Origin of the sequence: Streptomyces sp. NPDC051677, assembly GCF_044453465.1 — a bacterium.
GTDB lineage: Bacteria > Actinomycetota > Actinomycetes > Streptomycetales > Streptomycetaceae > Streptomyces.
In genome coordinates this window covers 226,182-247,591 of record NZ_JBITCT010000003.1, presented here as the reverse complement: position 1 = coordinate 247,591, position 21,410 = coordinate 226,182, and the positions used below count along the sequence as shown (strand labels likewise).

Genomic DNA, 21,410 nt, shown 5'->3' with positions numbered 1-21,410 from the left:
CCTGGGCGGCCCGGAATCCATGTCCGGTTCGAAAGGGGGGTTTGGTGTCTCACCCACGAACGGCACGGCCACGGCCGTACAGCACGACATGGCGGCACGCTCTGCGCGCACGCCGGGTGAGCTGGCAAAGCTGACCGGCCACCGGCGAAAGACGGCGGCCGATTGCGCGGCACGGCCCGGTCGCCCTTGCGGACACCGAGCTCGGCACCCCCCTACCGCGCTCTCGCCCCGGATGCCGCCGCGGTCCCTGAGCCCTCCCCTGGAGCCGATGCCGACGGTCCGATGCGAGTGAGAAGTATGACGGTATTGATGATTAAGCCCGGATGGCAAGCCCTTGGCGGCTCCCTTACCTTTTTGTTCGTTTGACCGTTACAGAATGATGCGTCCCGACCAGAACGGATGTGCGGCTTTGAGAGAAAAGGGAGTTGAGGGGCTGTCAGTAAGTCTGATGTGGACACGCAATAAGGCGAGCGAAAAGAGGCCGTGAACGATCCCGTCAGGGCACAGAAAGTCTTGGCATGGACACTTCCCGTCAACACGCGTAGTTGCTACGACAGTTGTGGCAGAGATCCTGCTAAAGGGAGGTTCCATGAGACGTTCCCGACTTGTCGTATTCGTCAGCTCGCTCCTCCTCGCCGTCGGCGCCGCCCTCACCGGGGCGGCCTCGGCGCACGCGTCCCAACCAGCCGCGACCGGCGGCTATGCGGCGCTCGGCGACTCCTACTCCTCCGGCGTCGGCGCGGGCAGCTACATCAGCTCCAGCGGCGACTGCAAGCGCAGCACCAAGGCGTACCCGTACCTCTGGAACGCCGCCCACGCCCCCGCCTCGTTCACCTTCGCGGCCTGTTCAGGCGCTCGTACGGGTGATGTTCTGGCGAACCAGCTCGGCGGCCTGAACTCCTCCACCGGCCTGGTCTCCCTCACCGTCGGCGGCAACGACGCGGGCTTCGCCGACGTCATGACGACCTGTGTCACCGGCTCCGACAGCACCTGCCTCAACCGCATCAACACCGCCAAGGCCTACGTCGACTCGACGCTCCCCGGCAAACTCGACACCGTCTACTCGACGATCAGCGCCAAGGCGCCCAACGCGCACGTGGTCGTCATCGGCTACCCCCGCTTCTACGACCTCGGCACGCTCTGCCTGGGCCTGTCCGACACCAAGCGCTCCGCCATCAACGCCGCGGCGGACTACCTCGACGCCGCGACCGCGAAGCGCGCCGCAGCCCACGGCTTCGCCTTCGGCGACGTCCGCACCCCGTTCACCGGTCACGAGATCTGCTCCGGCAGCTCCTGGCTGCACAGCCTCAACCTGCTCAACATCGGCGAGTCCTACCACCCGACCGCATCCGGTCAGTCGGGTGGCTACCTGCCGGTCCTGAACAGCGCGGCCTGAGCGCTCACTCGGACGGCGAGGGCGAGGAGGAGGCCCCGGTCGACGGGGTCTCCTCCTCGCAGGTGACCGAGAACGGCACCGAGTCGGACGTCGCCTTCACCGGCTCCCGCACCTCGACGCCGATCGCGTTCTCGTACGTCCCGCTCTGCGCGTACGTCGACACGATCACCTTGTCCTGCTTGGACTTGCCCCCGCCCGACGGGAACTCGAGCGTCTTCCAGGTCTGCCCGGAGAGCTCGCCGTCCTTCGTCACCCAGCGGTAGGACACCGTCGCGGGCAGCTGCCCCACGGTGATCGTCGCCGTGAAGGCGGGCGCGTCGGCCTCCGCCGGCGGACACGAGCCGGAGTACTCGGTGTGCGCGCCGCTGACGGTGACCGCGACGGTCTGCGCCGGCGCCTCGGAGGAGGCGCTCTCGCTCGGACTCGGGCTCGGCGACTCGCTGGTCTCCTTGCTCGACTCCGGCCGCGTCGCAGGCGAACTCGCGACCTCCGTAGCGCTGTTGGTGACGCCGCCGGTGCCGCCGCCGCTGCCGTCGTCACGGTTCAGCAGCCCGTACGTCAGCCCGGCGACCGCCAGCGCCAGCACCGCCACCCCGACGACCAGGACCACACCCGCGCGCCGGTTGCGCTCCGGCTGGTTCGAGCCGGTCGTCGCCGGGGCCGCCGTCCAGGGCTGGGGCGGCGTCGGCGGCCCCTGACGGAGCGGCTCGGCGGGGGTCGCGACCGTCGGCGGATACGGCGTGTACGGCGCCTGCGCCGTCGCACCGGCCGCGTCCGCGAACGGGTCGCCGCCCGCCGCGACGATCCGCAGGTCGTGCTCGGCCCTGTCGGCCGGCAGCCGCTGGGCCGGATCCTTGCGCAGCAGCCCCTCGATCACCGGCGCCAGCGGCCCCGCCCGGTACGGCGGCGGCAGCTCCTCGTCGACGATCGCACGCAGGGTGCTCAGCGGGGTGTCGTGCCGGAACGGGGAGTTGCCCTCGACCGCCGCGTACAGCAGCACGCCCAGCGACCACAGGTCCGACTCGGGCCCCGGCGTACGCCCCAGCGCGCGCTCCGGCGCGAGGAACTCGGGGGAGCCGATGACCTCGCCGGTCATGGTCAGCGCGGAGGTGCCCTCGACGGTCGCGATGCCGAAGTCGGTGAGCACCACCCGGCCGTCGTTCGACAGCAGCACGTTCGCCGGCTTCACGTCCCGGTGCAGCACCCCGGCCTCGTGCGCGGCCCGCAGCGCGGACAGCACCTCGGCCCCGATGTGCGCGGCCCGCGCCGGTTCCAGCGGTCCCTCCGCGTCCAGCAGTTCGTCGAGGGAGATCCCGCGCACGATCTCCATGACGATCCAGGGCCGGCCGTCCTGCGTGGCCACGTCGTACACCGTCACGACGTTCCGGTTCGCGACCCGGGCCGCGGCCCAGGCCTCGCGCTCCAGCCGGGCGTACATCCGCTCGACGTCCGAGGCCGACAGCCCGTGCGGGGCGCGCACCTCCTTGACGGCGACCTCGCGGTGCAGCACCTCGTCATGGGCCCGCCACACCGTTCCCATGCCGCCCTCGCCGAGCGGGGTCAGCAGACGGTAGCGGCCCGCGATCAGACGTTCACTGCCCGGTTCTTCGGACACCGCGCCCCCCATTCCGCTCTTCGTATCCGGGCGAAAACCTCCGCAACTCCCCAAACGTAGCTCAGCCGAGTACGGATGCGGCCCCCTTGAGCACCAGTCCGGCGCCGAGGGCGACGACGAGGAACGCGGACCACAGGGGCATGTTGCGGCGGACGAGCGTCACGGCCGGGTGGGTCGTCCAGCGCGGCTGCCGGTCCAGCAGGCGGGTCGCCCCCGCACCCAGCCTGACGACGGCGAACCCGGCGGCGGTGAGGGTCAGCGCGAGCCCGACGCCGTACGCGACGACGAGCAGCAGCCCGAACCAGGCCTGACCGAGCGCCGCCGCGCCGACCAGCACGACCACGGCGGACGGGCTGGGGACCATGCCGCCGGCGAACCCGAGCAGGATGGTGCCGCGAAGGGTGGGGGCGACGGCGTGGGTGTGGGTGTGGCCGCCGTGGGTGTGCGTGTGGGTGTGGTCGTGCTCGTGGTGCTCGTGGTGCTCGTGGTGATCGTGGCTGTGGTCATGGTCGTGACCATGGTCTTGGGCGGGCTCAGGGGCGTGATGGGCATGCGTGTGCGGGGTGGGGCCGCCCACGAGGGCCAGTTGACGGGCGGGGGGCTTGGCAGGCGCGTGGTCGTGGCCGTGATCATGTCCGTGGTCAGGGCCGTGATCGTGGCCGTGTCCGTCCCCGTGGTCGTGGCCGTGCTCATGCCCGTGGTCGTGGCCGTGTCCGTGGCCGTGCCCGGGTCCGCGGTTGCGCCAGGCCCGGCGGGCCAGGCTCGCGCCCGCGAAGAGCACCAGCGCGCCGCTCGCCAGGCCCAGCCAGGCGATCACCGACGGCGCCGCGGCCGAACCGGCGGTGACGAGGAGGCCGAGGGCGACGACGCCCAGGGTGTGGGTGATGGTGACGGAGGCGGCGAGCGGCAGGACGTCCTTCATCCGGGCCTTGCCGCCCCGGGCGGCCGCCGTCGCCGCCATGATGGTCTTGCCGTGCCCGGGCGCGACGGCGTGCATCGCGCCGAGGCCGACGGCGATCACCAGGGCCAGCGCGGCGAAACCGACGGTGAAGTGCTGCCGGGCGACCAGGTCGTCCAGGGCCTGCGTCCAGCGGTCGGCGCCGCGCGGCAGCACGGACGCGGCCGGCGCGTCCCGCTTGTCCTCGACGAGGGCCGCGCCACCGGGCCGCACCGTCACGGACGCGGTCGAGGTGTCGGCCGGGGAGGAGAGCAACTCCTTGGGATAGCTGGTGAGTTCGCCCGAGACCGACTTCTTCGGCACGTCGGAGTCGGTGAGCGTCATACGGTCGCCGCGGGCGGTGATCTCGCGCCAGCCGGGGCCGCTGGTGGCGCCCTCGCTGTGGAAGCCGAGGGCGACGGTGTCCTCGTCGGGCAGCGGGGCCGTCAGCCGGCACTCGACGCGCAGGGTGTCGAGTCCCGCCTGACCGGGCCGTACGACCGCCTTGGCGCCGCCCGCGGCGAGGGTGACGGCACGGCCGTCGACGGTGAGCCTGCTGCCGCTCGCGGCCGTCGCGCACCGCTGCCGGGCCCACTCGGTCATCCCGAGCCGCTTGATGTCCGGCTTCGCCTGGGTCGCCGGGATCTCGGCGAGGTCCTCGACGTGGTCGACGCGCAGGTGTCCCGGGGCGGCGACGAGACCGTCGTAGCGGTTGACGGTGAAGTTGCCGAGGGGGTGCGCGCTCGCGCCGGCGGAAGGAACCAGCGCGAGCGCGCAGCCGGCCGTGAACACGGCCGCGCAGGAGGCGAACAGACGACGACGCGACCTCACTTGCTCGCCTCCAGCGTCTTGAGTGCCGTACGGGCCTCGCGGGCGCCCAGCGGGGAGAAGCCGGGGTTCAGCTTCAGGGCGGCGGAGAGGTGGGTACGGGCGTCGGCGGGGTGGGAGGTGGCCTTCTCGATCACACCGCGGTGGTAGAGGAAGGCCGCGTTGCGGTAACCGGTGGCCGTGGCCTGCCGGGCGTAGGGGAGCGCCTCGGCGTCCTTGCCGTTGACGTGCAGCGCCCAGGCGAGGGCGTCCGCCGTGTGCACGGTGTGCCGGCGGGACCAGTCGTCGCGGGCCGCGCGCAGGGCCGTCGCCCGGTCGCCGTGGTCGGCGGCGGCGAGCGCGGTGTCGAGGTCGGCGTTGACGCCGTTGGCGCGGGCGATCGCGGTCCACGCGTCGACGAGGGCGTACTGGTCCTGGGCCTTCGCGGTGTCGCCCTGGGCGCCCCGGGACTCGTACAGCTCACCGAGCTCCACCAGCGGGCCGGGGAGCGGATACCGGGTGACGATGAGCTCCAACCCCTTGATGGCCTCGGCCCGTTGACCGCTCGCCGCCTGGGCGCGGGCGCGGCCCTCCAGCGCCGGGAGGTAGTTCTCGTCGGCGGCGAGGGCGCGGGCGTAGTGGGTGAGCGCGGTGGGGTAGTCGCCCTGGTTCCAGGCGAGTTGGCCGAGCTGGGAGGCGACGTAGGCGATGTCGCCGGGGGAGGTCGAGGCGGCGAGCGCCCGGTCCAGGACCCGGCGGGCGGTGGTGACGTCGCCGCGCAGCTCGTGGACGTAGGCGTAGCGGGTGAACACCGGTACGCCGGGCCGCCGTTCGTCGGCCGTCTGCACGGCCTGCTCGGCGTCGTCGTAGCGGCCGAGTTCGACGAGGGCGTCGATGCGGGAGCACAGGGCGCGTTCGCTGTACGGGTTCTGCTTCAACGCCTGGTCGGCGAAGTTCAACGCGTTGGCGAAGTCGTGCCGGGCGGCGGCGAGGGCGGCCCGGCCGGCGAGGGCCTGGTCGTTGTCGGGGCGCAGGGCGAGGGACCGCTTCAGGGCCTGCTCGGCCTGCGGGTAGCGGGAGGGGTCGCCCTTGGTGCGGGCCTGCTCGACGTAGGCGAGTCCGAGGGTGGCCCAGCTGCCGAAGTCCTTGGGCTGGGCGCGGAGATGGGCCTGGAGCGCGGTGATGCCCGAGTCGAGGTCGCCACTGGCGAGGAGCCCCGGGGAGACCGCGGCGGCGGTCGCGACGGGCACGTCCTTCCCGTCCCGCGCGGCCCCCAGCGCGATCGCGCCTGCGGTGAGCGCGACGGCCAACATCGCGGCACAGGCCCCGAGTTGAACGCCCCGCCAGCGCCGCCCCGCGGCGCCGACACGACGCACGGCGGCGACCCGATCGTCGCCGCGCGCGGCAGTGCCGCTCTCGGTCACGCTGTTCGCGTCGGCGAGGGGCGTAAGGGGGCTGACGGCCTCCGCGGCGTCGGTGACCTCAGCCTCCGCCGAGTCGCCCTCGGCCGAGTCGCCCTCCGCGGTGGTGGCCTCGGCGGTGGTGGCCTCGGTGGCGGCGCCTTCGGAGGCGGTGGTCGTGGGCGCGGTCCCCGGCGCGGTCTCCGGCTCCGCCGGATCGTGCGCAGTGGTCGCGTCCCCGGTTTCCGGCTCGTGCACGGCGTCCTGGGGCACCGGACCGGCGTTCGGTGTCGGTCGGTCTGAAGCCGCTGCCGGTCGGCCGGAGGCCGCCCGCTCCGGTTCGCCGTCGTTCGTCCGCGGGGACATGCCCTCTCCTAGGTCGCCTGGGGTGGATCAGCCTGCTCGCGTGGGGGTGGCGCGGCCCGCGTCGTGGGGGATGAGTACGCGGGCCGCGCCAGTCGGTGGGGTGGGCCGGGGAGCGCAGGATTCTCCCCGGCCCGTCTCGCAGCAGGGCCTAGTAGGCGCGCCGCCGCCCGCGCCACCACATCAGCCCACCGCCGATGAGGAGGATGCCCGCCGCGCCGGCGCCCGCGGAGGACGCGATCAGCGCGGTGTTGTCGTCGGAGCCCGTGAGGGCGTCGCCGAGCTGGCTCTTGACGTCGGCGCCGCCCTTGGCGGTCGCGCCGCGCGAACCCTCGGTCGGCAGGGCGATGTAGGGGAAGTACTTCTCGAAGTCCTTGTCGTTCTTGTCGACCGCGTCGCCCAGGTCGTTCTTGGAACCGACCAGCTCGCCCTCGACGACCTGCAGCGAGGCGTCGATCACGTCGTCGGTGAGGCGGCGGCCGTTCGGGAAGCCCGCGTTGTCACCGTCGAGCACGCCGAGCCGCTTGGGGCTGGCGGCGGGCTTGATGGAGGTGTTGAGGCGCAGTTCCTCCGAAGGCGTCACGTAGGCCGGCTGGTTGAGGCCCTTGACGCCCTTCAGGAACACGTCGACGAGGTCGTTGCGCGGCTCCTTCGGGGCCTTGATCTTGTAGATCGCCTCGATGAGCTTCGGCAGCTCGGGGTTGGTGACGTTCTTCAGGAACTGGCCGTCGTCCTTGGGCTTGGACGCGTTGAACTTGTCCTTGTCCTTGATCGGGTTGACGACCTCGTTGACCAGCGGGTTGCCCAGCCGCGAGACCTGCGTGTAGTAGCCCTCGGCGTTCTCGCGCTGGGTGGTCGACCAGATGCCGACGATCGGCTGGTGCTTCGACTCGGCGATCAGGTCGTTCGGCACCTGAAGGGCGATCGTGTTGACGTTGTAGCCCTTGAGGGTGTCGTTGCCGACCTCGGAGAGGTCACCGCCGTACAGCAGGTCGAAGACCCGCAGGTCGGCGAAGAACGGGTCGTCGGCCTGGCCGGCGAACGTCTTCGAGCCGTTGGACAGCTTGTAGATCGCCTCGTCGCGCAGCTTCGAGTACTTCGGCATCGAGGCCTTGCCCACGTTGGACGGCGCCACCGGCACGTCGTCCGCGAGCTTGGTCTCGTGCTCGACCTTCCCCTTCTTGAGCTTGATCAGCTCCAGGTCGTAGGTCTGCGTGACGTTCAGGTCGGGGTCTTCGAGACTGTCGACGACACCGGTGTTGTAGAGGAACGACTTCCGGTTCTTGACGTTCGTCTTGAAGGTGTAGCGGAAGATCAGGTCTTCCTTGGCGTCACCGTCGTTGTCGATGCGGACGTCGTACTGGGCGTCCTCGGCGAACTGGTAGAAGTTCGGGCCGCCCCCGGGCTCCTCGAAGGGGATGACGTTCGCGATGATCGTCGTCGTGTCCGGGTGGTCCGGGCTGACGAACGCGTAGAGGTCCGTGTTGTCGTACTGCGGGGTCCCCGAGATGAGAGGGGCCTCACGGTGGCTGGAGGCGTAGGCCGCCCCCGGAGCCAGCGTGGCGGCGCCGGCGGCTGCGAGCCCCCCGGCGGCCAACGCACCGCATATGAGGGTCGCGACGCTCCTGCGTCCGTTGCCGCTCCGCGAGATAGCTGTCATGCCGTCCGTCCTCTGTGCCAACTTGCCTGACGGACAGAGATACGGAGCGGAGGGCGGGTTCGGATTGGTCGGATCCAAAAAACTTTTTATTTCCTGCTCACCCGCGTTTCCGGCCAGCTGATCCGTACCAGTCAGACGGAGGTGTGTTCGTTGCGAATGCCTGGTGTGACGGGGCGGCCCGGGTGCGGCGGCCGCAGAGAGGGGGACCGCATGGAGGCGGACGAGCTTCTGGTGCTCGTGGCGCGAGGCGACCAGCATGCGTTCGAACAGCTCTACGCGCTGGTGTCCGGGCCGGTGTTCGGGCTCGTGCGCCGGGTCGTCAGGGATCCCGCGCAGTCGGAGGAGGTCGCCCAGGAGGTGCTCCTGGAGGCCTGGCGCTCCGCCGGCCGCTTCGACCCGAACCGCGGCAGCGCCCTCTCCTGGATCCTCACCCTCGCCCACCGCCGTGCCGTCGACCGGGTGCGCAGCGCCCGCGCGGCCGTCGACCGCGAGCAGCGCGAGGCCCGGCGCTACCACGACCCCGCCTTCGACCAGGTGGCGGAGGAGGTCGAGGCGGGCCTGGAACGCCAGTTGGTCCGCCGCTGCCTGGGCCGGCTGACGGCGCTTCAGCGGCAGTCCGTGACGCTCGCCTACTACGACGGCTACACGTACCGTGAAGTGGCCGACCAGCTCTCGTTGCCGCTCGGCACGGTGAAGACACGGATGCGTGACGGGCTCACGCGGCTGCGCGAGTGCCTGGGAGGCGCCGCATGAGTGTGTTCGGCCTGTTCCGCCGCGAGGACCTGCACTCGCTGGCCGCTCCCTACGCGCTCGACGCCCTCGAAGCCGATGAGCGCCGCCGGTTCGAGAAGCACCTGAAGGGCTGCGACCGTTGCTCCGCAGAGGTGCGGGCGCTGGCCGAGGACGCCGTCCGGCTCGCCTGGTCCCAGGCCGCGCCGCCGCCGGCCGCGATGCGCAACCGGGTGCTGGCCGCCGTCCAGAGAACGCCGCAGGAGACCTCGCGTGCGCCGGTGCGGGAGCACTCGCCCCAACTGCCTCCGCACGTCTGGGGCACACAGCCGCCGCCGAAACGCTCCCGTGCGCCTCGTGCGCGCCGCCCCCTCTTCGTGCCGCTCGCCACGGCCACCGCCGCCGCGGCCCTCGTCGTGGCCTCGCTCTTCGCCGTCCAGGCCGGGCGCACCCAGGACCGGCTGGACGCCGAGCGCGCCCAGTCACGTGAGATCGCCCACGTTCTCGCAGCTCCGGACGCGCGGGCGAGCACCGGCAAGGACACCCAGGGCCGCAGTATCGGAGTGATCGCCTCCGCTTCGGAGGCGCAGGCGATCGTCACCTTGAGCGGATACGGGGGCTTGCCCACCGGACGGGTGCATCAGCTGTGGCTCATGCGCCCGGGCGCGCAACCACGCTCCCTCGGGCTCTTCGACGGCGACACGCCCTTGGTCGCCACCGGTCTCGACAAGGCGGCGACGTCACTCGCTGTCACCGTCGAGCCCGACGGTGGATCACCACAGCCCACCACACAGCCGGTTGTCCAACTCACCCTGAAATCGGTTGGATTCGGAGAGTGATCGGAGAGGAGTCGTCAACCCCCTTACGGGGAAGGTGAATCCTGTGAGCTCGATACACGTGTGCCGCGACGGGGCGATAGGGTTACCCTGCCCGGGCCGGGTGGACTCGTACGGGTGGGGAGTGACATGGAACAGATAACGATGCGCAGCAGGGCGAGGGTCCCTGCGATCACCTGCGGGAGCAGCGCGACCAGTTCGCGCCTGGACCGCCATCTCTCGGTGCTGGCGGGCCCCGCCATCCCACAGCGGGAGACGGCTGAGGCGACCTCGCTCATGCGGGAGCTGACCGCACGTGAGCCCATGCGCGATCTCGGCTCCAAGACGACGCGGGCACGGGTGAGCCGTGTCTCGCTCTTCGCGCCCCTGCGCCGACTGCGCCGCTCGCTGTTCGGCGGCAACAAGCACTGACCGGCCGGCACGTCCTCGTGTGCTGAACGTGTACCGAACGCACTGAACGCACTGAACGTACTGAGTCCCGCGCTCAGGCGGCCACACCGTCCCGGCGCAGCGCTGCGATCTCCTCGTCCGTCATCCCCACGGCACGCAGTACTGCTTCGGTGTGCTCCCCGAGCGCGGGCACGTCCCCCATGCGTGCCTCCTCCCCGCCCGGCAGCGTGATCGGGGGCAGCAGCGCCCGCAACGGCCCGACCGGCGTCCCCACCTCCCGCCACCGCTCACGGGCCGCCAGCTGCGGATGCTCCGCCAGCTCGGGCAGATCCCGCAGGCGTGCGCACGCGATCCCCGCGCCCTCCAGCCGCGCCAGCGCCTCGTCGGCGCCCAGCGCGACCAGCGCCTTCGCCACCAGTGCGTCCGTACGCTCCCGGTTCGCCACCCGTGCCGCGTTCGTCGCATACGCCGGATCCGTCCCCAACTCGGGCCGTCCGACGACCTGTTCGGCCAGCCGCCGCCACTCCCGGTCGTTCTGCACGGACAGCAGCACCCGCCCGCCGTCGGCGGTGAAGTACGCGTCGTAGGGCGCGATCACGGCATGGGCGAGACCGGTGCGGGCCGGGGGAGTGCCCCCGTGCATCGCATGGTGCAGCGGATGCCCCATCCACTCCGCGAGCGCATCCAGCATCGACACTTCCACCGGACCGCCCCGCCCGGTCGTGCCGCGCCGCACCAGCGCCGCCAGGACGCCCGAGAAGGCGTACATGGCCGCCGCGATGTCCGCCGCCGGGATCCCCGCCTTCACCGGCTGCTCGGGCGTCCCGGTCACCGACACCAGCCCCGCCTCGCACTGCACGAGCATGTCGTAGGCCCGCTTGTCCGCGTACGGCCCGCTCGCCCCGTACCCCGAGATGTCCACGGCGACCAGCCGCGGGTGCGCCGCGCACAGGGTGGCCGCGTCCAGGCCGAGGCGGGCCGCCGCGCCCTGCGCGAGGTTCTGCACGAACACGTCCGCCTCCGCGATCAGCCGCCGTACGACGTCCAGGCCCCGCGGGTCCTTGAGGTCCAGGGCGAGGGACTCCTTGCCCCGGTTGCACCACACGAAGTGCGAGGCGAGACCGCCGGCGGCGGTGTCGTAGCCGCGCGCGAAGTCACCGCCGTCGATCCGCTCGACCTTGATCACCCGCGCGCCGAGGTCGGCGAGCTGCCGGGTGGCGAACGGCGCCGCGACGGCCTGCTCGACGGCGACGACGGTGAGGCCCTCCAAGGGCAGCGGCAGGGGAGACGGCAGGGGAGACGGCAGGGGAGACGGTCCAGGCGGCGGCGGGAGCTGGTCCAGGGGGTCCATGGGGTGGATGCTAGATCAGCGCGACCTGGCCCTCCGGGCCCTCCTCGTGGTGGTCCAGGACCGTCGCCGGCCGGCGTGCCGAGTCCGGGGCCGGCAGGACGCCCGCCGCGCGCAGCTCCGCCGCCGTGACCGCGTCCGTCTCCGGTACCGTCAACTCCGCCCGGCGTGCGCCGACTTCCGCCAGCAGCGCCAACACCGTGATGAGCTCCAGGAGCTCGGAGGTCCACGACTGCTGCCAGGTCGCCGGGCGGATCGCGGCCAGGGCGCCCGGCTCCGCCTCCTGCGCGGTCCGCGCCGCGAACCACCGCTCCAGGACCCGCTCGCCGGTGTCCGCCTCGAAGTCCCAGGCCTCGGGCGGGACCGGGGAGACCCGGCCCTCGTCCAGGTGGAGGGCCTCCTCGTCGCGGTCGTAGTGCAGGGTGCGGGGGCGGGCCGGGAGCGGGGCGCGCACGTAGGGGCGGCGGCCGCCGGGCAGCTTGGGGCGCTCGCCGTCCCGGCGCAGCAGCCACAGGGCGCGGTGGCCCGACTCGACGCCACGCGCCCAGAGTTCGCGGTCCCCGGTGAGCGGGACGGTGAGATCGGGGCGGACTGCGGTCAGGGTCCACGCCAGGAGGTCCACCGGATCGGGGGAGTGGCCGAGCCGCCGCCCGAGCCGGTCCAGCAGGCCCGGCGCCAGGTTCGGCTCCCTGCCGCCCGGCCGCCGGTACAGCGGGCGGATGCGGCCCGGGCGCAGGAGGGGGAGCAGGGAGGTCGCGAGCAGCGGCCACCGGGGAGTCTGGGGCGTCTCGACCACGAACACCTGCGCGTCGTCCGCCACCCGCCAGAGCTCCGGGCGGGCCGCGTCGATCAGCCGGTGGTCGGGGATGAGCCACTGCTCGTCGAAGGGCGCCGCCAGGACCCGTACGGGCTCCGGGCAGGGGCCGAAGGCGCGGACGAGCCGCTCCGTGCCGCCGCCCGCCCGGCCCGGGAGCTGCCCGACCGCGGTGTGCAGGGTGCGGGCGCGGGTCGGCTCGAACAGGGCCTCGCGGTCGTCGCCCTCGGCCTTCACCAGGGTGTCCCAGCGGGCCTTCAGGGACGCCGGGTCGGGCGCCGCCGGCCACCCCCGGCCGAGCCGCGGCGGTGCGACGGACCACGGCATGAGGTCCGCCAGCGGCGGAGCGTCGTCGGGCGTCACGCGTGGCATGGTACGACGGCTCCCCCGGGGCCGGTCACGTCGCGTCGAGGGTGACCGTGAAGGAGAAACGGTCACCCCGGTAGTGGATGACGGCCGCGTCGAGGACCCGCCCGGCCGCGTCGTAGGTGACGCCGGTGTAGTGCAGGATCGGGCTCAGCAGCGGGACCCGGAGCAGCTGGGCGGTCTCCGGGTCCGCGAGCCGGGCCTCCACCGTGTCCGTGATCCGGCTGATGTCGGCGCCCACCACGTCCCGCAGCACCTTCGTCATGGGCCAGCGGACCAGGTCGTCGGGATCGATGCGGTCGGCGAGCTCGGGACGCACGTAGTTGCGGGCGTGGTTGGTGGGCTCGCCGGTCTCCTCGTCGCTTCTGAGACGGTGGTACGTCGCCACCTCGGCGAGGTCCGGGAAGTGCTCGGCGACCTCGGCGGGGACGCTCGCGCGGCCGTGCGCGAGGAGCTGCGTCGCCATGCCGGACTGCTGGGCCACGATCGCGTCGACCGAGCCGAGCAGCCGGACGGGAGTGCCCCGCTGCGCGGTCGGCTCGATGAACGTGCCGCGCCGCCGGTGCCGGGTGATCAGTCCCTCGTCCTCCAGTTCCTTCAGGGCCTGCCGCATCGTCAGCACGCTCACCCCGTAGTGCCCCGCCAACTGCTCCTCGGTGGGCAGCCGGAGCGGGTCCCGGGCCGAGCGGCCGAGTATCGAGGCGCGCAGCGACTGCGACACCTGGTACCAGAGCGGCAGCTTGCGGGTGAGGACGATCGAGTCCGGGGCGAAGGAGGTCACGGGCTATCCGTACCGGTCGGGAACGTTCAGTGCAATGTGCTGTCCGACGCGCGGAAGTGGCGTTCGAGGCCCTGCCAGACGTCGTCGTAGCGCGGTTGCAGATGGTCCGCACGGGCCGCCTGCGGGGTGAGGGTGAGCGGCCAGCGCGTCTCGAACATGAACGCCAGCCCGTCGTCGATCTTCTGCGGCTTCAGCTCGGCGGCGCTCGCCCGGTCGAACGTCTCCCGGTCCGGGCCGTGCGCCGACATCATGTTGTGCAGCGAGCCCCCGCCCGGCACGAAGCCTCCCTTTCCGGCCGTCTTGGCGTCGTACGCGCCCTCGATCAGGCCCATGTACTCGCTCATCACGTTCCGGTGGAAGTACGGCGGCCGGAAGGTGTCCTCGCCGACCAGCCAGCGCGGGGCGAAGACCACGAAGTCCACTCCGGCCAGGCCCGGGGTGTCGGACGGGGACGTCAGCACCGTGAAGATCGACGGGTCGGGGTGGTCGTGCGAGATGGACCCGATGACGTTGAAGCGGCGCAGGTCGTACACGTACGGCACATGGTTGCCGTGCCAGGCGACGACGTCGAGCGGGGAGTGGCCGTAGGTCGCGCCCCAGAGGTGGCCGCAGAACTTGTTGACGACCTCCACCGGGCCCTCGACGTCCTCGTACGCGGCGACGGGCGCCCGGAAGTCGCGGGCGTTCGCGAGGCCGTTGGCGCCGATCGGGCCGAGGTCGGGGAGGCGGAACGGGGCGCCGTAGTTCTCGCAGACGTAGCCGCGGGCCGCGGCGTCCAGCAGATCGACGCGGAAGCGGACCCCGCGCGGGATCAGCGCCATCTCGCCGGGCTCGGCGTGCAGCAGCCCGAACTCCGTGCGCAGCAGGAGCCCGCCCCGCTCGGGGACGATCAGCAGCTCCCCGTCGGCGTCGCTGAAGACGCGGTCCATCGAGGCGTTCGCGTGGTACAGGTGCACGGCCATGCCGGTGCGCTGGGCGGCGTCGCCGTTGCCGCCGAGGGTCCACGCTCCGGCCAGGAAGTCCGTGCCGGCGGACGGCTCGGGCAGGGGGTCCCAGCGCAGCCGGTTCGGGTCGGGGACCGTCTGTGTGAAGGGCCCGGTGCGCAGGGCGCCGTCGCCGAGTCGGGTGAACGCCGGGTGTGCGGCCGACGGGCGGATCCGGTACAGCCAGGAGCGGCGGTTGTGGGCGCGCGGCTCGGTGAACGCCGTGCCGCTGAGCTGCTCCGCGTACAGGCCGAGGGGGGCGCGCTGCGGCGAGTTGCGGCCCTCGGGCAGGGCGCCGGGGGCGGCCTCGGAGGCGTGCTCGTTGCCGAACCCGGAGAGGTAGGTCAGCCCCTCGGCCGTCTTGCGTGCGTCCCCGCTGCTCATCGTCGCTCCCTTGCGCGCTGATTCCTATGCATCACCGTAGGATTGCGTTTTCGTGGATGCAAGGGGGCCGCCGGTCCTCCTCTTGAAGGACGATCACGGCACGGCCAGAACCAGACTCCAGGGGGATCCGCGTGTCGGACCGGTGCTCTAGTGTCCCGAGCATGTCGTGGACGCGTGCCCTCCCTGCCGCGCTCGCGGTCTGTGTCCTGCTGCTGACCGGATCCGTGGGCTGCAGCTCCAGTGATGCGCACGAGCAGGGGACCGTGGCGTCGCCCTCGCCCGTGGGCAAGGTGCTGGACCACACGGACGACGACGGGCGCCACTACCGCGAGGTCGCGAAGAAGGGGGCGCCCGAGGTCGGCGTGGAGGTCCAGCCGGACGCCCACGGCGGCTGGGACGTGCGGCTGAAACTGGCCCATTTCCGCTTCTCGCCGACCGGGGCGCCGCAGAAAGCGGTCACCGGCCGCGGCATCGCCCGGCTCTACGTCGACGACCGGCAGGTCGCCGACCTGCGCGGCCCGGCATACCGCATCCCGGCCGGCTTCCTCCCGCACGGCACCCACGAGGTCACCGCCCGTCTGTACGCGGACGACGGCACGGTGTGGGCGGTGGACGGCAAGCCGGTGCAGGCCACGGCGGACGTCACGGAGTCGGAGCCGTCGCCCGCCGGGTCCGCGACCGGATCCCCGACCGGATCGCCGTCGCCATGAGTGCATCAGGCATCTTTCTCCGTATTCAGGGGCGAGGTTCACCAGGCAGCGGCGGAAAGGCATCATGAAGTCCGTGCCCCAAGCGACATCGCTTCGTCGTGCGCCCGTGCAGCGGCGCAGCGCCGAACGGCTGACCAGGATCCTCGACGCCTGCGCCGACCTGCTGGACGAGGTCGGCTACGACGCCCTGAGCACCCGCGCCGTCGCCGAGCGCGCCGGTGTTCCCATCGGCTCCGTCTACCGCTTCTTCGGCAACAAGCGGCAGATGGCCGACGCGCTCGCGCAGCGCAACCTGGAGCGCTACTCCGAGCGCGTCACCGACCGGCTGAAGGGGGCCGGGCCGGGCGACTGGCGGGCCGCCATGGACGCCGTGCTGGACGAGTACCTGGCGATGAAGCGCACCGCGCCCGGCTTCTCCCTCGTCGACTTCGGCAACCAGATCCCGGTCGGCGCCCGGGATGCCGAACCCAACCACCGGGTCGCCGACCGTCTCACCGAGCTGCTCTCCGGCTACCTCGTCCGCGAGGTGGACGACGATCTGCGCCGCACCTTCCTGATCGCCGTGGAGACCGCGGACACCCTCGTCCACCTGGCCTTCCGGGTGGATCCGGAGGGCGACGCGAAGGTGATCGACGAGACGCGGGAGCTGCTGCGGGCGTATCTGGCGCGGACGCTGGACTGACGGACGCGGCCGAACCCTCCCCCTCGTTCATACCGGTCGGTATGCTCACCGGGAGAAGGCAACGCCGCCCCCAGGAGGACCCGTGTCCCGCACCGCCCTGCGAATCTGTCCCCTGTGCGAGGCCACCTGCGGGCTGACCCTCACCATCGAGGGGACGACGGTCACCGGCGCCCGCGGCGACCGGGAGGACGTCTTCAGCAAGGGCTTCATCTGCCCCAAGGGCGCCTCCTTCGGCGCCGTCGACAGCGACCCCGACCGGCTGCGGACACCCCTCGTGCGCCGGGACGGGGAGCTGCGCGAGGCCACCTGGGAGGAGGCCTTCGACGCGGTGGCCGCCGGGATCCGGCCGGTGGTCGAGCGGTACGGGGCGAACTCCGTCGGCATCGTCCTCGGCAACCCCAACGTGCACACCATGGCCGGCGCGCTCTACCCGCCCGTCCTGATCGCAGGCCTCGGCACCCGCAGCCTGTTCACCGCCTCCACGGTCGACCAGATGCCCAAGCACGTCTCCAGCGGGCTGCTCTTCGGCGACGCCAACGCGATCCCGGTGCCGGACCTCGACCACACCGACCACCTCCTGCTCATCGGCGCCAACCCCCTGGAATCCAACGGGAGTCTGTGCACCGCCCCCGACTTCCCCGGCAAGCTCAAGGCGCTCAAGGCCCGCGGCGGCACCCTCACCGTCATCGACCCGCGCCGCACCCGCACCGCGAAGCTCGCCGACCGCCACATCGAGATCCGGCCGGGCACGGACGCACTGCTCCTGGCCGCCATGGCACAGGTGCTGTTCGAGGAACTCCTCGTCGCCCCCGGCGAGTTGACCGCCCACCTCGAAGGCCTCGACGAACTCGCCGAAGCCGTACGGGACTTCACGCCCGAAGCGGTCGCGGCCGCCTGCGACGTGGAGGCTCCGCTCATCCGCGCCCTCGCCCGCGAACTCGCCGCCGCGCCCACCGCCGCCGTCTACGGCCGCATCGGCAGCTGCACGGTCCCGTACGGCACCCTCGCCAGCTGGCTCGTCGACGTCCTCAACATCCTCACCGGCAACCTGGACCGGCCCGGCGGCGCGCTCTTCCCGCAGGCCGCCACCGACCGCACCCCCCGCCCGGCCGGGCCCGGCCACGGCTTCCAGCTCGCGCGCTGGCACTCCCGGGTCAGCCGACACCCCGAGGCGAAGGGCGAGTTGCCGCTGTCCGCGCTCGCCGAGGAGATCGACACCGCCACCGAGGAGGGCGAGCCGATCCGCGCGCTCGTCGCGGTCGCCGCCAACCCCGTGCTGTCCGCCCCGGACGGCGACCGGCTCGACAAGGCGCTCGACTCCCTCGACTTCATGGTCAGCGTCGACCCGTACCTGAACGAGACCTCGCGCCACGCCGACGTCGTGCTGCCCCCTCCGCCGCCCTCGCAGAGCCCGCACCACGACTTCGCCTTCAACACCCTCGCCGTGCGCAACCAGGTCCGCTACAACCGCCCGGCCGTCCCGCTGGAGCCCGGCCGGATGGCCGAGACCGAGATCCTCGCCCGGCTGACCCTGGCCGCCACCGGGATGCACGGCGCCGACCCGTCCGCCGTCGACGACCTGGTCATCGGCCAGACCCTCGGCAAGGCCGTCGGGGAACCGCACTCGCCCGTGCACGGCCGCGACCCGCAGGAACTCGCCGCCCTGCTCACCGGCGTCAGCGGCCCCGAGCGCCGCCTCGACATGATGCTGCGCCTCGGCCCCTACGGCGACGGCTTCGGCGCCCGCCCCGACGGCCTGAGCCTCGCCGCCCTGCTGGACCACCCGCACGGCATCGACCTCGGACCGCTTCAGCCCCGGCTGCCGCAGCCGCTGAAGACCCGCAGCGGGCGCATCGAGCTGCTCCCGCAGCCGATCGTCGACGATCTCCCGCGCCTGCGCGAGGGACTGCGGCGGCGGCCGGACGGGCTCGTCCTCGTCGGGCGCCGCCATCTGCGGTCCAACAACAGCTGGATGCACAACGTCCCCGCCCTCACCGGCGGCACCAACCGCTGCACCCTGCACGTCCACCCCGAGGACGCCGAGCGGCTGGGCGTCGAGGACGGCTCCCGGGTGCGGGTGAAGGGCGCCGGGGGAGAGGTGACCGTGAAGGCCGAGGTCACCGACGGCGTGCGCCGGGGTGTGGTGAGCCTGCCGCACGGCTGGGGCCACGACCGGCCCGGCACCCGGCTGAGCCATGCCGCCGTCGACCCCGGAGTCAACGTCAACCAGCTGCTCGACGGCAGTCTGCTGGACCCGCTGTCGGGCAACGCGGTCCTCAACGGAGTGCCCATCGAGGTCGCGGCGATCATCACAAAGCCGTGACCTGGAGTTTTGCGCTTATTGCTCGCGCATCAACGTCTTGTTAACACCGTTTGAACGGACCTAACGTCAACGCACCGCCGACCCCCAGGTGGGATGTTCAAGGGCGAACGTTAGGTATCCACTCATGTTGACCATCCTCGGCTTCGCCATGATCGCGACCTTCCTGGTCCTGATCATGCTGAAGAAGATGTCGCCGATCGCGGCGCTCGTGCTGATCCCGGCACTGTTCTGCGTCTTCGTCGGGAAGGGCGCCAAGCTCGGTGACTACGTCATCGACGGCGTCACCAGCCTCGCCCCGACGGCGGCGATGCTCATGTTCGCGATCGTCTACTTCGGTGTGATGATCGATGTCGGCCTCTTCGACCCGATCGTTCGGGGCATTCTGAAGTTCTGCAAGGCCGACCCGCTCCGCATCGTCGTCGGCACGGCGCTGCTCGCCGCGATCGTCTCCCTCGACGGCGACGGCTCCACCACCTTCATGATCACCGTCTCGGCGATGTACCCGCTGTACAAGCGCCTGAAGATGAGCCTGGTCGTGATGACCGGTGTGGCCGCCATGGCCAACGGCGTGATGAACACGCTGCCCTGGGGCGGCCCGACCGCCCGCGCCGCCACCGCGCTGAAGCTGGACGCCAGCGACATCTTCGTGCCGATGATCCCGGCTCTGGCCGTGGGCCTGCTCTTCGTCTTCGTCCTGTCCTACGTCCTCGGCCGCCGCGAGCGCACCCGGCTCGGCGTGCTGACGCTGGACGAGGTCCTCGTCGAGGAGAAGATCGAGGAGAAGGTCGAGCAGACCGAGACCGTTCTCGTGGGCTCCGGCGGCTCCGGCGGTTCCGGCGCCGACAAGGGCGCCGCCCCGGCCGCCGGTTCCGGCGCCGCCGCCCTCGGTGACGACGAGCCCGACGACGGCTTCCAGGGCCTCGACCCGCACCGCGCCACTCTGCGCCCCAAGCTGTACTGGTTCAACGCGCTGCTCACGGTCGCGCTGCTGACCGCCATGATCATGGAGTGGCTGCCGATCCCGGTGCTGTTCCTGCTCGGCGCCGCGCTCGTGCTCACCGTGAACTTCCCGCACATCCCGGACCAGAAGGCCCGGCTCGCCGCCCACGCCGAGAACGTCCTCAACGTCTCCGGCATGGTCTTCGCCGCCGCCGTCTTCACCGGCGTCCTGCAGGGCACCGGCATGGTCGACCACATGGCCAAGTGGATGGTGGACGTCATCCCCGACGGCATGGGCCCGCACATGGCCCTCGTCACCGGCGTCCTGAGCCTCCCGCTCACCTACTTCATGTCGAACGACGGCTTCTACTTCGGCGTCCTGCCGGTCCTCGCCGAGGCCGGCGCCGCCCACGGGGTCACGCCGCTGGAGATGGCCCGCGCCTCGCTCGTCGGTCAGCCGCTGCACATGTCGAGCCCGCTGGTCCCGGCCGTCTACGTCCTCGTCGGCATGGCGAAGGTCGAGTTCGGCGACCACACGCGCTTCGTGGTGAAGTGGGCGGCGCTGACCTGCCTGGTGATCCTCGGCGCAGGCCTGCTGTTCGGGATCGTCTGACCCGTCCGCCGAGAATCTGGAGGAACTTGTGAGGCCCGGCAGGAACCGCGGCTGGCTGCTCCGTCTCGTCATCGCCTTCGGCTTCGCGCAGGGGGCGGTGTCGATGGCCAGGCCCGCCGTCTCCTACCGGGCCCTCGCTCTCGGCGCGGACGAGCGGGCGATCGGCGTCATCGCGGGCGTGTACGCGCTGCTTCCGCTCTTCGCCGCCGTCCCGCTCGGCCGGCGCACCGACCACGGCCGCTGCGCGCCCCTGCTGCCCGTCGGCGTGGTGCTCATCTCCGGCGGCTGTGTGCTGAGCGGGCTCGCGGGCTCCCTCTGGGCGATGGCGCTGTGGAGCGGGGTGATGGGCCTCGGCCATCTCTGCTTCGTCATCGGCTCCCAGTCGCTCGTCGCCCGCCAGTCCGCGCCGCACGAACAGGACCGCAACTTCGGCCACTTCACCATCGGCGCCTCCCTCGGCCAACTGGTCGGGCCCGTCGCGGCCGGAGCGTTGATCGGGGGCGACGACATGGCGGGCAGCAGCGCGCTCGCCCTGCTCGTCGCGGGGGCGGGCTGCGCGGTCGCCTTCACCTCGCTGTGGCGCATCGAGCACCGCGACACGACGCCCAAGTCCCGTACCGCGCAAGGCGATCGGGTCTCCGTCGGGCGCATCCTGCACACGCGGGGCGTCCCCGCCGGCATCCTGATCAGCCTCTCCGTGCTGTCCGCGACCGACATCCTCACCGCCTATCTGCCGGTGGTCGGCGAACACCGGGGCATCGCGCCGTCGGTCGTCGGCGTCCTGCTCAGCGTCCGCGCGGCCGCCTCCATAGCCTGCCGGCTGGTCCTCACCCCGCTGCTGCGGCTGCTGGGCCGGACGCTGCTGCTCACCGTGACCTGTCTGCTGGCGGCGCTGCTCTGCGCGGCGATCGCGCTGCCGGCGCCGGTCTGGGCGCTCGGGGTGATCCTCGCGGTGCTCGGGTTCTGCCTCGGCGTGGGGCAGCCGCTGTCCATGACGACGGTCGTCCAGGCGGCCCCGGACGGCGCCCGCTCCACCGCCCTCGCGCTGCGCCTCACCGGCAACCGGCTCGGCCAGGTCGCCGCGCCCGCTGCCGCGGGTCTGGTGGCCGGGGTCGCGGGCGTGGCCGCGCCGTTCGTGATGCTGGGGGCGCTGTTGCTGCTGTCGTCGGGGGTGGCGCTGCGCTCGCCGGGGGACCCGCGAGGGGAGGGCGGGGCGGAGGCGGACCGGAGGCCTGGGCGGCGGCCCCGGACGGGGTTGCGCCGGTCGAGCGATGTCTGACGGCGCGTCGGGCGGCGCTCCCACAGCCGGGGGCGTCGATGTGAAAGAGAGTCAG

General features: G+C 72.2%; 17 protein-coding genes. 9 read left to right on the top strand and 8 right to left on the bottom strand.

All coding sequences use genetic code 11. The features are described from left to right. The first annotated feature begins 589 nt into the window (after positions 1-589). The gene (locus tag ACIBAF_RS05490) at positions 590-1,396 is read left to right on the top strand and encodes an SGNH/GDSL hydrolase family protein (RefSeq protein WP_399461784.1); all 807 of its coding nucleotides are present in this window, start codon (positions 590-592) and stop codon (positions 1,394-1,396) included. 4 nt (positions 1,397-1,400) lie between these two features. Here ACIBAF_RS05490 and ACIBAF_RS05485 read toward each other — a convergent pair whose 3' ends face one another. From ACIBAF_RS05485 to ACIBAF_RS05470, 4 genes are all read right to left on the bottom strand, one after another. After that, positions 1,401-3,011: a serine/threonine-protein kinase gene (locus ACIBAF_RS05485; RefSeq protein WP_399461783.1), complete on the bottom strand. Its 1,611-nt coding sequence runs from the start codon at positions 3,009-3,011 to the stop codon at positions 1,401-1,403. Positions 3,012-3,072: 61 nt separating this feature from the next. Next, positions 3,073-4,779 carry a sulfite exporter TauE/SafE family protein gene (locus tag ACIBAF_RS05480; RefSeq protein ID WP_399461782.1) on the bottom strand — a complete coding sequence of 569 codons (1,707 nt, stop codon included), beginning with the start codon at positions 4,777-4,779 and terminating at the stop codon, positions 3,073-3,075. Continuing rightward, positions 4,776-6,521 (bottom strand): tetratricopeptide repeat protein, encoded by a 1,746-nt coding sequence (locus ACIBAF_RS05475; RefSeq protein ID WP_399461781.1) that lies wholly within the window; start codon positions 6,519-6,521, stop codon positions 4,776-4,778. The genes ACIBAF_RS05480 and ACIBAF_RS05475 overlap by 4 nt, the downstream gene beginning before the upstream one ends. A gap of 148 nt (positions 6,522-6,669) precedes the next feature. Further along, a complete protein-coding gene (locus tag ACIBAF_RS05470) occupies positions 6,670-8,178 on the bottom strand; it encodes a DUF4331 domain-containing protein (protein WP_399461780.1) in 1,509 nt (502 codons plus the stop codon). A gap of 210 nt (positions 8,179-8,388) precedes the next feature. Between ACIBAF_RS05470 and ACIBAF_RS05465 the strand changes: the two genes are divergently transcribed. The 3 genes from ACIBAF_RS05465 to ACIBAF_RS05455 all read left to right on the top strand — a co-directional run bounded on the left by ACIBAF_RS05465 (position 8,389) and on the right by ACIBAF_RS05455 (position 10,154). Next, a complete protein-coding gene (locus tag ACIBAF_RS05465; RefSeq protein WP_399461779.1) occupies positions 8,389-8,931 on the top strand; it encodes a sigma-70 family RNA polymerase sigma factor in 543 nt (180 codons plus the stop codon). Continuing rightward, entirely contained in the window at positions 8,928-9,746 is an 819-nt protein-coding gene (locus tag ACIBAF_RS05460; RefSeq protein WP_399461778.1) for an anti-sigma factor domain-containing protein, read from the top strand. The genes ACIBAF_RS05465 and ACIBAF_RS05460 overlap by 4 nt, the downstream gene beginning before the upstream one ends. A 126-nt stretch (positions 9,747-9,872) precedes the next feature. Beyond that, entirely contained in the window at positions 9,873-10,154 is a 282-nt protein-coding gene (locus tag ACIBAF_RS05455; RefSeq protein ID WP_399461777.1) for a hypothetical protein, read from the top strand. Between the two features lie 73 nt (positions 10,155-10,227). Here ACIBAF_RS05455 and ACIBAF_RS05450 read toward each other — a convergent pair whose 3' ends face one another. From ACIBAF_RS05450 to hmgA, 4 genes are read right to left on the bottom strand one after another with little or no spacing between them, the layout of a single operon-like run. After that, complete coding sequence (locus ACIBAF_RS05450; RefSeq protein WP_399461776.1) at positions 10,228-11,484, bottom strand: CaiB/BaiF CoA transferase family protein; 1,257 nt, start codon at positions 11,482-11,484, stop codon at positions 10,228-10,230. Positions 11,485-11,494: 10 nt separating this feature from the next. Continuing rightward, positions 11,495-12,667 (bottom strand): type ISP restriction/modification enzyme, encoded by a 1,173-nt coding sequence (locus ACIBAF_RS05445; RefSeq protein ID WP_399461775.1) that lies wholly within the window; start codon positions 12,665-12,667, stop codon positions 11,495-11,497. Positions 12,668-12,692: 25 nt separating this feature from the next. Continuing rightward, positions 12,693-13,442, bottom strand: coding sequence for a GntR family transcriptional regulator (locus ACIBAF_RS05440; RefSeq protein WP_399461774.1), 750 nt, complete (start codon positions 13,440-13,442; stop codon positions 12,693-12,695). A 26-nt stretch (positions 13,443-13,468) separates the two neighbouring features. Then, a complete protein-coding gene (gene hmgA, locus ACIBAF_RS05435) occupies positions 13,469-14,809 on the bottom strand; it encodes a homogentisate 1,2-dioxygenase (RefSeq protein WP_399461773.1) in 1,341 nt (446 codons plus the stop codon). Between the two features lie 161 nt (positions 14,810-14,970). Between hmgA and ACIBAF_RS05430 the strand changes: the two genes are divergently transcribed. The 5 genes from ACIBAF_RS05430 (at position 14,971) to ACIBAF_RS05410 (ending at position 21,355) form a co-directional block, all read left to right on the top strand. Further along, positions 14,971-15,519 carry a hypothetical protein gene (locus tag ACIBAF_RS05430; RefSeq protein WP_399461772.1) on the top strand — a complete coding sequence of 183 codons (549 nt, stop codon included), beginning with the start codon at positions 14,971-14,973 and terminating at the stop codon, positions 15,517-15,519. A 64-nt stretch (positions 15,520-15,583) separates the two neighbouring features. Continuing rightward, entirely contained in the window at positions 15,584-16,201 is a 618-nt protein-coding gene (locus tag ACIBAF_RS05425; protein WP_399461771.1) for a TetR family transcriptional regulator, read from the top strand. Between the two features lie 82 nt (positions 16,202-16,283). Then, on the top strand, positions 16,284-18,524 hold the full coding sequence (locus ACIBAF_RS05420; RefSeq protein WP_399461770.1) for a molybdopterin oxidoreductase family protein: 2,241 nt from the start codon (positions 16,284-16,286) through the stop codon (positions 18,522-18,524). A gap of 124 nt (positions 18,525-18,648) precedes the next feature. Continuing rightward, entirely contained in the window at positions 18,649-20,076 is a 1,428-nt protein-coding gene (locus tag ACIBAF_RS05415) for a CitMHS family transporter (RefSeq protein WP_399461769.1), read from the top strand. A gap of 28 nt (positions 20,077-20,104) precedes the next feature. Further along, the gene (locus ACIBAF_RS05410) at positions 20,105-21,355 is read left to right on the top strand and encodes an MFS transporter (RefSeq protein ID WP_399461768.1); all 1,251 of its coding nucleotides are present in this window, start codon (positions 20,105-20,107) and stop codon (positions 21,353-21,355) included. The last annotated feature ends 55 nt before the right edge of the window (positions 21,356-21,410 follow it).